Here is a 12,328-nt window from a genome sequence, read left to right on the forward strand (position 1 = left end):
TTCTAATTAAGGGTGAAATGTTCTGTTTTGAATTGTTCATAGCGCGCCTGCAGTTCTTCCAGGGGAATATCCAGCAGGAAGACATTGCGGAAAAACTCGGGCAGATCCTGCTGCAGGAAACGCTCTTTCCGGTGTTTTTTTACCTTCTCCACTCCTTCCAGGGCCACAAAAAAGCCTATCCCCCGCTTGTTATAGATGACTTCCTGGTTCTGAAGGTACTCAAAGGTGCGCATGACGGTGTTAGGGTTCACCTGCAGTTCTACCGCCAGCTCCCGCACAGAAGGTATTTTATCTTCGGGGAGCCATTTGCCCAGCAGAATGTTCTCGCTCACGTACGCGGCTATCTGCAGGTAAATGGCCTCATTGTTTCTAAATTCCATAGTGATTCTCTTAAGCCTACACTTCTTTCTCTTTCAACCTAAAGTAGGCGCTTACCCATAATATGAGGGCCGTTCCTAAAAGAGCCAGCGCCATCACATACTCCTGACCTTGCGGGAACTGGATCTGGAAATACTCTCCCTCCTCAGAAAAATTCAGATTTGAAAACGGAAAAGCGTCATCAAAACTGTGGCCCAAAATAGATTGCAGAATGGACTTATTCAGTAAGGTTACCATTAAGCTAACCGTAATGAACATGAAGGCGGTTTTAATAAATTGCCATTTCTCAAAGAAGACTGAACCCAGAAACGTCACCGAGTGCAGGAAAAAGAACAGTACCAAACCAGTCACCTGCCCTTCATCATTGGTGAACAAACCCATGATTTCAAACTCCTGCCCTTGCCAATCATCCAGCGGTACCAAGATGAAGGTCACCAGGTAAAAACAAGCCAGGTAAACCAATTGGAAGATGACGTAAGAATAGATCCAGGCAACCAGATACTTCTCAAGATGAGATGCCGGCAAGGTAAGCGACGCGATAGCTTTTCTCTTGTCTCCTAAGTGGGCAAAAATAGTACTGGTGAAAATAGCCCCAGCCGCAAGAAGCAGGAAAATGAAAACAATGGCTTGTTTGTCTGTGGTGAACGGTTGTGTTTCCATCATGATCAAAAAGCCCGTGAACAAAACCATGATGCCCACCAGAACGGCAGCGCATAGAAGGTAGAATTTGTAGTTCTCTGCTGTATGTTTCCTGAACAACCACCTGAAGCGGGTAAAGCTAAATTGCGTTTTCATATTGTTCTTGTTGTAAGAGTTGAAGCAATGGTTGGTTTTCTGAGATGATGGCGTTAAAGAATAGCTCCATGTCTACCCGGCTGTACACGCCCTCGTGGTTGGGCATGATCACGTTTTTGCCCCGGAAAGATTCCTCCTCATAAAGCACTTCGTAACCGTCGGTGGAAGGAAGGGTGGCAAAGACCAGTTTTTCCGCAATCCGGTCCATTTCCTGGTTCACCACTATCTCGCGGTTGTGGACCACCACCAAAGAATCAATGAGGCTGTCCAGATCGCGAACCTGGTGGGTGGAAATGATCACGCAACGCTCCTCTGTTAGCGCCGAGGCGATGATTTTGCGGAACTGAACTTTAGAAGGGATGTCTAGTCCGTTGGTGGGTTCATCCATGACCAAAAGATCAGTGTTGGTGGCCAGCCCGAACGCGATCATCACTTTCTTCTGCTGCCCAAACGAAAGCTTATCCAACACGGATTCCCGCGGTACGTCAAACTCAGCCAGGTAGGCGTGGAATTGCTCCTCGTCGAATTTAGGGTAAAACAGAGCCGTGTTGGCGACGAACTTGGCGGTGGTGGTGGAAGGCACGTAGATTTCCTCGGGGATGAAGTACAGGTTAGCTAGCACTTCCGGCAACCGTTTAGCGGCATTGGCCCCATCAATGGTGCAGGTTCCGGCGGTGGGATACGCCAACCCGATGATGTTTTTCAAGAGCGTGGACTTTCCGGCCCCGTTCTTCCCCAGCAATCCATAGATGTGCCCCCTGGAGAGAGACAAATTCAGGTTCTGGAAAAGCAGGTGGCCCTTCTTGTACCCGAAACTTAAGTTGTCAATGTGTATCATAGCGTCACTGTTTACTGTATTAGTTACATAGTACACTACAAATGTAGAAACAGTTTTGAGAAAAGCAACGCGGATGCGGAAAAAATTTTGAATGATTGATCCTGTTTACTGCCCAATTTTCAAAAAACCGCCTCTAAACCCTATGGAAGGCGATTTTTGCAGAAGCAGAAACCGATTTAGATCAACCACTTTCCCCGGAAAAGCAGGACGTTTACTCATAATTTGGGCTCTTGGATCAGCCAAAGAGGTGTACCAGGTGTATAGGTGAGGTGTACTAGCGGCTCATTCACGTCCTTCAGAATTATCCGTAAAAGAACCTATGAACCCATTTGAAGAAAGCAAGATCCCGCGCCTTGACCAGCTCAGCTATAGCAACATCCAAACCGCCACGCTGGCCATGGGTTGTTTCTGGAGCCCCGAGGCTTTGTTTGGGGCCATAAAAGGAGTTATCAGAACCAAGGTTGGCTTTGCCGGAGGAACTACCCCCGCCCCTACCTACCGCAACCTCGCCGACCATATTGAAACCGTGCAGGTGGAGTTTGATCCAGAGCAGGTAACCTATGCCCAGTTACTGGAAAAGTCCTTTGCGAAGCATACCCCAACCCAGGAACCCCGCAAAAGGCAGTACACCTCGGCCATCTTCTACCATTCACCAGAGCAGCAACAGGCCGCGCAGTACGCTATTAAAGCCGCAGAAGAGCGTTTCAAAGCGAAAGTGCTCACCCAGCTTATCCCTTACGAAACCTTTCACCTGGCTGAGGAACGGCACCAGAAATGGAAATTGCGTCGGCATCCGGAGGTCCTGCGCGAACTGCAGAAGATTTACCCTGGTTTTGAAGCCTTCAATAACTCCACCGCGGTGGCCCGGGTAAACGGATATGTGGGTGGCTACGGAGAACAGGACATCTTCATGGAGGAAATCTCAAGCCTGGGTCTTTCTGCTCCCGTACAGAACATCATGCTGGCTCTCTTCATGGCGCAAGGCACCCTAGGCTTTCCTTTTAGCCATGGATTAAGCCCCTCCAAAGGTACAAATGCGCTATAAAGCCGATTTCCCAAAAAAAAGGCAAAAGCTCGAATCTGGATTCAAAACAATTCACCGCTGGCGCGAGCCTCCGGCTCGTGGCCGCACGCATTCCTGATCTTTTTTTGCTTCCTGCTTTTACTTGTTCAGGTATTCTGATGCCTTGTAAAGCAACTCACCGTATAGCAACTTCCCTCTCTTGTCATCTTGGAAAGATCTTGTGGGCAAACTAGAAAAACGTTAAAGAAATGCCGTTGCCTTTTGCCATCAAGGTCCTTTCAGGATGACAAAATGGGGTGAGAAATGACTTATAAAATGTTATGAGACAATGGCAAACCGAACCTAAAACGGAAGGGAAAGCATCCGCAATGCGTGCGGACACGAGCCGGAGGCTCGCGCCAGCGAAACCCCATAAGTTAGCTTACTTTAGCTCAGGCACTTCTCAATCTTCCTTTTGCAATTGAATGGAATCTGAATTGATGCAGTAGCGGACTTGGGAGGGGGTTCTGTTGTCCTGGAACAGGTGGCCCAGGTGCAGGCCGCATTGGTGGCAGAGGAGTTGGATGCGGTCTCGGCCGTAGGTGTCCAGGAGTTGTTTTTGGACGTTCTGCTCCAGGTGCCCCCAGAAGCTGGGGAAACCGGTTTTGGAGTCGAACTTCTGGTGAGAGGAAAACAGGGGATTGCCGCAGCGGCTGCAGACGTAGATGCCCACTTCCTGGTTCTGGCCGTTTTTAGCCCAGTCTATCTTGCGGTTCTGGAACATGCCCTTCTTCTTTTCTCCATTCGGTTACCTCAAAACCATCGCCGTGGATGCGTACGCTAAAAAGCCGGTCGAAGCCTTCTGCGAAAGAGGGCGGCTCCAGCTTTTTGCGCACGTCATACAAGGCAACGTCTTTGACTTTGTCTTTCCCTTCGCGGGCGCGGTTTCGGGCCAGCGCCTCGGGCAGCGACGTTTGGAAATAATACCCAATCACCTGGTAGCGCCGCTCCTTCAGCAGCGGAATGTACTGCTGGCGGTCTTCCTTGCGGGGGTTGGTGTTGTCAATGACCAGTTTTGCGGTCGTTTTCAGGCAAACCTGCAAAAACTGGCGCTCCCGGTTGCGGGTCTTGAGCAGGTCCATGCTGATGCGCACGTGGGAATTGAAGAAGTGCTTCTTGTAGAACGTTGACTTCCCCGATGCCTGCATGCCTATAAACAGAATGGCCTCCACCCGCTTCGGTTTTGGTTATTTTTCCTGGGCCGGCACAAAGGCCATGGAGATGGAATTAACGCAGTGGCGGGTATTCTTGGCGGTGAAACGCTCTCCCAGAAACACGTGCCCCAGGTGTCCGCCGCAATTGGAGCAGACAATCTCGGTGCGGCGGCCATCGGCATCCGGTACGCGGGTCACGGCACCCGGAATCTCATCGTCAAAGCTGGGCCAGCCGCAGTGCGACTCAAACTTATCTTCTGAGCGGTACAGTGGGGCGTTACAGCGGCGGCAGATATAAGTGCCGGGTTCCTTCACGGTGTACAGTTTGCCGGTAAAAGGGCGCTCCGTGCCTTTGTGCAGGATCACGTATTCTTCCTCGGGAGTGAGTTGGTTGTATTTTTTATCTTCGTTTTCCATGGTTCTCTTGCTGTTTACTTCTGCTACTAATACTGACTTTGGCCAGGTCTCGTTGTTGATTAGGTAACAAGGCAAAAGTAGGGAGAATTCCGGCATTCTCTTTTGGCGGTATTTTTTAGGAAACTGCCTTAAAACAACAAACGCCACCTCAGATGATGAAGTGGCGTTTGTTGTTTTAAAAACCGGCTTTGATCATGCTCCCTCGCAAACCGTAACCGGTAAAAACCAAAAATAAAAGACAAACAGAAGAAGAATCAGCATCCCACTGACTAGCCAGGTAACGGAAGTGGACGATAAATTGGGCAGTCTTTTAATAGTTTCTGCTACTCATTTTCAGGAGCACATTGGTCGAAATTATACCAATTCACTTTCCCGAAGGAAAACTTTCCTTGTTCCACCACAAGTGAATCTGAGAGATCCTGCTCGTTGTACAAAACGCCTTGGAAGGTTCCGTTGATCCCTTTCAAATGTGCGTTCTCAATACGGTAAAGCTCCTCTACCCTAATGGTAAAATTAGGCTTGTCAGTTCTGTTCACGTAATGTTTGGTAGGCTGTCCGGGCTTGTTAACGTTAAATGCCACGTAAGAGGTAAATTCCTGTTTATATGTACCCAAGATGGGGTAAGCTCCCTTGCCTTTTACATTCATGAACTGCATCCGGAGGTTGTTTTCGCTATTATAGTTTCCTAAAGCTCTGGGATCTTTGTAGGCCAAAATGGTGAAAAAGGGTTGCTCCTCACCATCTTTTGTTAAGGCTGACCATGCTCCATGAAAGGTACGGAGGCATGTATTATCCCCAACTTGGCTAGGCTCCCAATGACTTTCATTCACCTTCATACTGAAAGAGGTTAGAGGTGTAGGTTCAGGCTCTGGGTCAGGGGCATCTTTCTGGCAACCAGCTAAACCTAAAATGAGAATTGAAGCGAAGGTGGCTTTTATTTTCATAGGAGTATCTCTTCCTTTATTTAATTTTGATAGAACTATCATATTTAAACAGGCTTCCGGTCACTTGAAAGCTATTACTTAGATTACCTTTTGTTACCGCAGCACATGCATAGCCAGCACTTTCTGCACTTCGTAGACATCTACGGCCTTGTTGAATTTCTTCCGGATGCTGGGCTCCACCTCACTTGAAACCCAGATCTTGAGTTCGGCGTCCAACTCAAAGGTCCCGGCCGTTTCCACACTGAACCTGGAGATGCTTTTGTAGGAGACAGAAAGGTATTCCACCTTATTTCCAGTGAGGCCCTGCACTTCAATGAGGATCAACCTTTTAGACGTAAAAATGAAGGTATCCCTGATGAGCTTGAATCCCAGCTCAATCATCTCACCCTCGGCCAGCAGTTTGCCATAATCTTTAATTAAGGTTTCCTGGTTCACCGCTCCGGCGTTCCCGAGCAATGCTGAAAATAAGCCCATGTTTCTAGAATTTAAGGTGGAAGGAGATAGAAGCAGAATTGAAAGCCCTTGAAGCTTTGGTATATACATCCGGACTCCTCCGGATTTCAAGGGAAGTGTTGGCGTTTTTGGCTCGCTTCTCATTTTCCACCGCAGAGGCAAAGAACGGAAGGCTGGTCAAGGTAAAAACCGATCCTCCTAGCCAGACAAAGGGTAAGTCTTGTTTAGAAAGATCCCCAGTAGCTCCATAGAGGGCTAATACTCCCCCTACTGTCAGGAAAACAAACCCTGCGGTTTTATTCTTTCTGCTCACCTCCACGTAGTCTGCTGGAGCCCCTGGCACCTCCGACTCAGGTATCTGGCTATAGACCGCTGGGCTACAAAAAAGGAGCAGAAAAACACAAATCAATCTATAATTCATGGCTGCTCCTTTTTATTCAGGTTTATATGCTTTGGTAAACCAATCCCCAGCAGGAGGAATAATTAGCGGGGAAAATTCACGGGAGGTTCCTTCCACCAATCCATTCTGTTTTCTGGCCATTATTAAAAAAATGGGGCTAAAACAATTATTTAGTTTCAATTTACCCTTCTCTCACCTGCTATATTAAAAGTACCAGATATTACCTATTTACAAGTAAAGTTTTAATTTATTGAGTACAAGCTATTTAGAAGCCAAGCCACAGAGTGTGCTAAATCAATAGCTTGCCAGTGCCACCAGCCTCGACTAAACGAATAACGCCTATGGTACTGAGTTTTGGCTTCCCGCGGCGCAGAGGCGCTGCAGGTCACAAAGAACGAAGCAGCCCTCTCTCATTTTCAGGAACAGTAGTTCTCCACCTCACGGATCAATCATCATCATTTTCTCTATAATGGTGCTCATCTCTGACGTGCTCGCATTAAGCTTGATCAAGTGGTGATTTTTGTCTGGGTGAGTGGCCGACGGATATTTCCAGGAGACGTTGCCGCCCGAATCAGATCTCAGTTGGCCGCTAGTCACGGAGGTCAGCTTCCCGCCCCAGAGGCCCCGCACTGCAACCAGCACGCCCATCTGGTCCCAGCTCGGCCGGAAATCAGGGCCGTCGTATCGGCTCTTTGCTATTTCATAAGCCTTGCGCACGGGATTAGAGTTGGATTTAGCCGCCAGCAGCCGATTTCCTGTCGCGATGTTGTCACCCACCTGGTTGGGCACAAACCAGACCTCTCCCGGCCAATGGTTGATGACCCGTTGGGTGCTGGCGCCCGACATTTTGTAATTAAAGGAAGTCCCGGTAGAGCCGTCTTCGCTGATGCGGCCGCCTGCGGCCACCCACCTCCTCACTTTGCGCCGGATCAGGTCCATTCCGCCCGACGATAACATCAGGTTATCCAGGTTGCGGAGCGGCCCTATGCTCGCGATCACGACACTCTTATCCGGCTGTTTAGATAGAATTTTATGGTAGAGTTCCGTCGCATTGGGGGCGTGGGAAAGATCGTGGGGAAAGTTGTGGGAAATTTGATTGTACCAGCCGCCAGTGGCGAGTAGTGTATTATCCTTCAGGATCCCTATCGGGATTTTGGGGCGCCCGAAGTAAGTATTGATCGCATCGGTGGCCAGGGCGCTGTGCGGATAAGACACCGTGATCATCATCGCGAGGACATTGACCTCGCCGGACCGCATCAGGCTGTGCACCACGGCCAAAGCCCCTGCATCGTCAGAGTCGTTGATGATATCCAGGTCAAGGATCAGGTTCACTTTGGCGGTAGGCGGCGGCGGATCAGTGCTTACTTTTTTGAATTCGAAGAAATCAACATCAAAATATTCAGACTGAGTCTGGAAACGCAGCAGATGCTGACCAGCGCTCAGTTTCACGCGTTTGGGGTCGGTGAGAGAGTAGCTATGATAGCTGCCCCGGTTGGGGACCATGATATTCCCCATTAGGTTGACACCGTCAATGAGCATCTGGAAGCTCTTGCCGGCAGCGGTGGTGGCAACGGATGCCGTAAAATCATACTCGCCGGAGGTCTCAACCTTGACCGTGTATTCCAGCCACTCGCCGCTCCTGATAGCACTGATGTGAAAGCCATTGGTGAGGACGTTACGGGCAATGTCCACGTCCTCCTTCCTGCGATAAGCACGGTCGCGATTTCCACGGGTAGTATCATAGTAAGCGACTTTCCTGCCGCCGCGGTCGAAGTTCTCCCCTTCCACCCGGGCCGGAAGCTCAAGTGGTGCACCGAAGTAGGGTCTCTGCTTAGCTTCGGCGGGGATAGGATATGTGCCGAGAGCCAAGAATGTCAACGATAGAAGTGGCTTGAGTTTTGTCATAGTTCCTATGAAGATGACTCTTTGGTGGTGAAAATAAACGTGTACCGGAACAATCTGAAACCCAATTCTATTTCTTCCCGGTCGGTGAGAAGCTTGCCAAATTTCCTAAATAATTCTTCCTGGCTAACAGCACCGGCGTTTCCAAGAATGGCAGAAATTAAGCCCATGTTCTCAGAGTCTTAGTTGGAAGGATAGAAAAGTACCAAGTTTATTAATAGTACGATAAATTAGCCTTTATGCAACAAAATTGTTTAATTTATTAATGTTAAAATCCTGTGCGCACAACTTCTTCCAAGACAAACCAAATCTATGGCCACCTTTTTGAAATTCGGGTTCGTTTTCCTTTTGTTCCTGGGGCTTACAGGGCAAGGAATGGCCCAACAGGGTTCCTCCATCCCATTTGAGAAAGTCATCAGCCTGAAGCAGGTGGGTTCACCCCTTATTTCGCCGGACGGCAAAACCGTGGTCTACAGTGTCACCAGCACAGATTGGACCAACAACGCCTATGACACCGAGTTGTGGCTTTCACGCAATGGCGCCGCTCCCCAGCCCCTCACCCGCACGGCCAAAGGCAGCAGCACTTCGGCCCGTATTACCCCAGACAGCAAGTTCGTGAGTTTCCTGGCCGACCGGGGTGAGAAAAACCAGCTGTACATCATTCCAGTGACCGGCGGTGAGGCGCTGCAGGTCACCAAAGATGAGGACGGCGTGGGCAATTATGAGTGGAGCCCCGACGGTAAAAGGCTGGCCTATACCAAAGCCGAAGCGGAAAGCAAAAAGGATAAAACCATGAAGGAACGCTACGGAGCCTTTGCTATTGAGGGCGAGGAATTCAAGCAGAGCCATCTCTGGTTACTGAACTTCCACTATGACTCCATCGCGCTGGCCGGACAGGTGCCGTGTTACCCCGCTAAGAAAGACTCTCTCCAGACAGCGACCACCCCGCCATCTCCGCCGCATGATTGCATCAAGCTACCGGTAGCCAGGAAGCTGACCTCCGGCAATTTCCACGTCACCAGCTTTGCCTGGAACCCAGACGGCAAAACCATCGCCTTCAATAAGCAGCCTAATCCGCTTATCAACAGCAGCCTACGGTCAGACATTGCCACCATCAACGCAGATACCAAAGAAGTCAAAACCCTCATCTCTAACCCAACTGGTGATTTCTTCAGCAAATGGAGCCCAGACGGGAAGGCTTTTGTGTACAGCAGCTCCCTGAATGATTCCACTACCTATTTCTTCAAAAACAACCGTCTGTTCATCTATGACACCCAATCCGGCAAAAGCCACGAGATAGCGCAGGCCATAGATGAAAACAAATCTGTGCTAGATTGGAATAAGAACGGCCTCTACCTCAATGCCCTGGAAAAAACCAAGCAGAAGGTTTTTGAGGTAAATCCCAAGACCGGCAAAACCAAAGCCCTACCGCTGGCCCTGGATCTGGTCAACAACGTGGCCTTCAGCAAAAACACCGACCTGGTGGCGGTAAGCGGCCGTAACCACGCCGATCTGGGTGAAATCTACACCGGTAAACTGACCAAGTCCCTGAAAAAACTCTCTAACTCCACTGATCAGATCAAAGGCTGGAACACGCCCGTGAACGAGGTCATTACCTGGCAAAGCACCGATGGCTCCTCTATTGATGGCGTGCTGCTGAAACCCCGAAACTTTGACGCCACAAAAAAATATCCTCTGCTCATTGTCATTCACGGCGGCCCCACCGGCATAGACCTGCCAGATCCTACGCCCTCTTACGTGTACCCCATGCTGCAATGGGTGGAGAAAGGAGCACTGGTTCTGCGGGTGAACTATCGGGGCAGTGCCGGCTACGGTGAGAAGTTCCGGTCGCTCAACGTGCGCAACCTGGGCGTGGGCGATATGTGGGATGTGATGAGCGGCGTAGACTACCTGGCCAAGAAAGGCATGATTGACACCACCCGCATGGGCTCTATGGGATGGAGCCAAGGCGGCTACATCTCGGCGTTTCTCACCACCAACACCAACCGCTTCAAAGCCATCTCGGTGGGCGCCGGTATCTCCAACTGGATTACCTATTACGTCAACACAGATATCACACCCTTCACTCGTCAGTATCTGCAGGCCACTCCCTGGTCAGACATGGAGATTTACCTCAAGACCTCGCCTATGACCAATATCAACAAAGCCAGCACGCCCACTCTGATCCAGCATGGCGAGTTTGATAAACGGGTGCCTATTCCTAATGCCTACGAACTCTACCGCGGATTACAGGACCGGGGTATCCCCTCCAGGCTCATCGTCTACAAAGGCTTCGGGCACGGCATCAACAAACCCAAAGAGCGGCTGGCGGCCACCTGGCACAACTGGCAATGGTTCAATCATTACATTTTTGGTGAGAAAGAACCAGAGTTGCCGGTGGAGTAGAAATAGAGACAGACTGAATTAATCGCGGGAAAACTCAATGGGCTTTATTCCATCTTCAAATTGGATGGAAAGGGAGACTACCTTGCCCTCTGGGTTATTTTTGAAGTGCAGCGGTGGCATCGCTGTCCTATAGGGAGGAGTTGTTGTGATGGCTTGGAAAACATCCTTTCCTGTCAAGGCAGGGACTATCATAAGCTTCCTTTTTCTAAAGTAGGTGTACGGCTCGCCATTCTCGTAATAGATGGTAATTGTTCCATAACCGGGATTCGTATAATTGCCAGCCAATCCCTTATGGGATGGAGTGGTTGCCAACGGCGCAGCTTTTTGATTTAATGGTGGTTCAGAAGCAGGTTGGCTGGGCTCCTGGCTCTTCAGGTAGATAGCCAACCAATCCGTTGATTTTGCCTCCAGCAGTTTGTCAGCAAAGGTATTTCTGATCATCATGGCTGCCTCGTAGTTTGCTTGGTTCGTTAAAACCACCACGCCAAACTTTTCATTCGGGAAAAATGCTACGGATGCCCTGAACCCGTCAATACTGCCCCCGTGCTCAACCCGGTAATGTCCCTTATAATCAGAAAGAATCCATCCGTAGCCGTAACCTGCCTGATACATGCCTGAGAACTCCTCATCAGGCAAATAGCCTGTTGGCATGACTGCCTGTGGGGTTATGGCTTCCGCCACATACTGCTCCGGCAGGACCTGTTGTCCCACGAGGTTTCCCTTGTTGACCCAGGCCAGCAGCCAGTTGCCCATGTCATGGGCATTGCTGTTGATTCCCCCGGCCGGGGCCATTGCTGTAAGGTTTAAGTACTCAACCTCTTCTGCTTTACCGTTGGTGGAAATATACCCTAAGGACACATTCTGGGTCTTCGATAATCCTTTTATCCCAAAGCTTGAGTTGTTCATCCCTAAAGGCTTAAAGAGAGAAGATTCCACGTTTTCTTCCCAGGTTTTTCCCGTAAGCCTCTCAGCGATGACTCCTAAGGTAAAATAGGAGAAATTACTGTAATTCCATTTTCCCCTCAGTTTATGAGCAGGCTCAAGATATTGAATCCTTCTTAGCAGACTGTCCCTGTCGTTCACTGGAATACCTGACCAAGCCTTGTCATGTAGGGCAAGGCCTGTCCGCATGGCCAGTAGGTCTTGGACTATCAGTTCACGGTTTAGCTGCTCATTGTAGAACTTTAGATTCTGGATATATCTCAGTGGGCTTTCCTCAAACGAAAGCTTTCCTTTATCCCTAAGCTGCCCTAGGAGCGCGGCAGTGAAGGCTTTGGTAACAGAACCAATTGGAAACAAGGTATGGGCGTCCGCCTTTATTTTCCGTTCGAGATCACGGTAGCCAAAACCCTGGGTATAGAGAACCTTGTTGCCCTCCACTACCGCTACTGCGCAGCCGGGCGTATGGGTGGTTTCCAAAATTTTTTCTATCTGTTTTTTTATACCCCGCACACGAGGATCAACCTGGGCGTGGATGGTGGTGAGAAGGAGGAGTAAAAGGGAGGTGGTAAAGGCTTTCTTCATGTAAATGCTTATTATGAGGCAAAGCTACCACCAAAGGAAAACGGGCGGAAGGAC

14 protein-coding genes are annotated in these 12,328 nt (G+C 49.6%); 2 read left to right on the forward strand and 12 right to left on the reverse strand.

Going from position 1 to position 12,328, the window contains the following annotated elements:
• Nucleotides 1-2 precede the first annotated feature (2 nt).
• The 3 genes from J3P35_RS14280 to J3P35_RS14290 are packed head-to-tail and all read right to left on the reverse strand — an operon-like array spanning nt 3 to nt 2,011.
• Entirely contained in the window at nt 3-380 is a 378-nt protein-coding gene (locus J3P35_RS14280) for a GntR family transcriptional regulator (RefSeq protein ID WP_210465252.1), read from the reverse strand.
• Between the two features lie 16 nt (nt 381-396).
• Nucleotides 397-1,173: a hypothetical protein gene (locus tag J3P35_RS14285; protein WP_210465253.1), complete on the reverse strand. Its 777-nt coding sequence runs from the start codon at nt 1,171-1,173 to the stop codon at nt 397-399.
• On the reverse strand, nt 1,157-2,011 hold the full coding sequence (locus tag J3P35_RS14290) for an ABC transporter ATP-binding protein (protein ID WP_210465254.1): 855 nt from the start codon (nt 2,009-2,011) through the stop codon (nt 1,157-1,159). The genes J3P35_RS14285 and J3P35_RS14290 overlap by 17 nt, the downstream gene beginning before the upstream one ends.
• 319 nt (nt 2,012-2,330) lie before the next feature.
• Between J3P35_RS14290 and msrA the strand changes: the two genes are divergently transcribed.
• Nucleotides 2,331-3,056: a peptide-methionine (S)-S-oxide reductase MsrA gene (gene msrA / locus J3P35_RS14295; protein WP_210465255.1), complete on the forward strand. Its 726-nt coding sequence runs from the start codon at nt 2,331-2,333 to the stop codon at nt 3,054-3,056.
• A 421-nt stretch (nt 3,057-3,477) separates the two neighbouring features.
• On the opposite strand, the gene J3P35_RS14300 is transcribed toward msrA, so the two are convergent.
• The 8 genes from J3P35_RS14300 to J3P35_RS14335 form a co-directional block, all read right to left on the reverse strand.
• On the reverse strand, nt 3,478-3,798 hold the full coding sequence (locus J3P35_RS14300; RefSeq protein WP_210465256.1) for a peptide-methionine (R)-S-oxide reductase: 321 nt from the start codon (nt 3,796-3,798) through the stop codon (nt 3,478-3,480).
• Nucleotides 3,767-4,246: an AAA family ATPase gene (locus tag J3P35_RS14305; RefSeq protein ID WP_210465257.1), complete on the reverse strand. Its 480-nt coding sequence runs from the start codon at nt 4,244-4,246 to the stop codon at nt 3,767-3,769. Before J3P35_RS14305 ends, J3P35_RS14300 begins: the two co-directional genes overlap by 32 nt.
• Nucleotides 4,247-4,261: 15 nt before the next feature.
• Nucleotides 4,262-4,645: a methionine-R-sulfoxide reductase gene (locus J3P35_RS14310; RefSeq protein ID WP_210465258.1), complete on the reverse strand. Its 384-nt coding sequence runs from the start codon at nt 4,643-4,645 to the stop codon at nt 4,262-4,264.
• Between the two features lie 323 nt (nt 4,646-4,968).
• Complete coding sequence (locus J3P35_RS14315) at nt 4,969-5,631, reverse strand: DUF5025 domain-containing protein (protein ID WP_210465259.1); 663 nt, start codon at nt 5,629-5,631, stop codon at nt 4,969-4,971.
• 51 nt (nt 5,632-5,682) lie between these two features.
• Nucleotides 5,683-6,063, reverse strand: a complete 381-nt coding sequence (locus tag J3P35_RS14320) for a PH domain-containing protein (RefSeq protein ID WP_210465260.1) — start codon at nt 6,061-6,063, stop codon at nt 5,683-5,685.
• 4 nt (nt 6,064-6,067) lie between these two features.
• Nucleotides 6,068-6,463: a hypothetical protein gene (locus J3P35_RS14325; protein ID WP_210465261.1), complete on the reverse strand. Its 396-nt coding sequence runs from the start codon at nt 6,461-6,463 to the stop codon at nt 6,068-6,070.
• A gap of 417 nt (nt 6,464-6,880) precedes the next feature.
• Nucleotides 6,881-8,347, reverse strand: a complete 1,467-nt coding sequence (locus tag J3P35_RS14330) for a carbohydrate-binding protein (protein ID WP_246850218.1) — start codon at nt 8,345-8,347, stop codon at nt 6,881-6,883.
• A 5-nt stretch (nt 8,348-8,352) separates the two neighbouring features.
• Nucleotides 8,353-8,514: a PH domain-containing protein gene (locus tag J3P35_RS14335; RefSeq protein WP_210465263.1), complete on the reverse strand. Its 162-nt coding sequence runs from the start codon at nt 8,512-8,514 to the stop codon at nt 8,353-8,355.
• Between the two features lie 142 nt (nt 8,515-8,656).
• On the opposite strand from J3P35_RS14335, the gene J3P35_RS14340 reads away from it, so the two are divergent.
• On the forward strand, nt 8,657-10,750 hold the full coding sequence (locus tag J3P35_RS14340) for a S9 family peptidase (RefSeq protein ID WP_246850219.1): 2,094 nt from the start codon (nt 8,657-8,659) through the stop codon (nt 10,748-10,750).
• Nucleotides 10,751-10,768: 18 nt separating this feature from the next.
• Here the strand turns inward: J3P35_RS14340 and J3P35_RS14345 are convergent, their stop codons facing one another.
• Nucleotides 10,769-12,274, reverse strand: coding sequence for a serine hydrolase (locus J3P35_RS14345; RefSeq protein ID WP_210465264.1), 1,506 nt, complete (start codon nt 12,272-12,274; stop codon nt 10,769-10,771).
• Nucleotides 12,275-12,328: the final 54 nt, after the last annotated feature.

It is taken from the genome of Rufibacter roseolus (assembly GCF_017916365.1).
GTDB classification, from domain to species: Bacteria; Bacteroidota; Bacteroidia; order Cytophagales; family Hymenobacteraceae; genus Nibribacter; species Nibribacter roseolus.

What these genes read in the sequence shown, in the direction of transcription:
- J3P35_RS14290 (WP_210465254.1), bottom strand. Translation starts at nt 2,011, where the DNA reads ATGATACACATTGACAACTTAAGTTTCGGGTACAAGAAGGGCCACCTG.
- J3P35_RS14280 (WP_210465252.1), bottom strand. Translation starts at nt 380, where the DNA reads ATGGAATTTAGAAACAATGAGGCCATTTACCTGCAGATAGCCGCGTAC.
- J3P35_RS14340 (WP_246850219.1), top strand. Translation starts at nt 8,657, where the DNA reads ATGGCCACCTTTTTGAAATTCGGGTTCGTTTTCCTTTTGTTCCTGGGG.
- J3P35_RS14330 (WP_246850218.1), bottom strand. Translation starts at nt 8,347, where the DNA reads ATGACAAAACTCAAGCCACTTCTATCGTTGACATTCTTGGCTCTCGGC.
- J3P35_RS14300 (WP_210465256.1), bottom strand. Translation starts at nt 3,798, where the DNA reads ATGTTCCAGAACCGCAAGATAGACTGGGCTAAAAACGGCCAGAACCAG.
- J3P35_RS14345 (WP_210465264.1), bottom strand. Translation starts at nt 12,274, where the DNA reads ATGAAGAAAGCCTTTACCACCTCCCTTTTACTCCTCCTTCTCACCACC.
- J3P35_RS14285 (WP_210465253.1), bottom strand. Translation starts at nt 1,173, where the DNA reads ATGAAAACGCAATTTAGCTTTACCCGCTTCAGGTGGTTGTTCAGGAAA.
- J3P35_RS14320 (WP_210465260.1), bottom strand. Translation starts at nt 6,063, where the DNA reads ATGGGCTTATTTTCAGCATTGCTCGGGAACGCCGGAGCGGTGAACCAG.
- J3P35_RS14315 (WP_210465259.1), bottom strand. Translation starts at nt 5,631, where the DNA reads ATGATAGTTCTATCAAAATTAAATAAAGGAAGAGATACTCCTATGAAA.
- J3P35_RS14335 (WP_210465263.1), bottom strand. Translation starts at nt 8,514, where the DNA reads ATGGGCTTAATTTCTGCCATTCTTGGAAACGCCGGTGCTGTTAGCCAG.
- J3P35_RS14310 (WP_210465258.1), bottom strand. Translation starts at nt 4,645, where the DNA reads ATGGAAAACGAAGATAAAAAATACAACCAACTCACTCCCGAGGAAGAA.
- J3P35_RS14325 (WP_210465261.1), bottom strand. Translation starts at nt 6,463, where the DNA reads ATGAATTATAGATTGATTTGTGTTTTTCTGCTCCTTTTTTGTAGCCCA.
- msrA (WP_210465255.1), top strand. Translation starts at nt 2,331, where the DNA reads ATGAACCCATTTGAAGAAAGCAAGATCCCGCGCCTTGACCAGCTCAGC.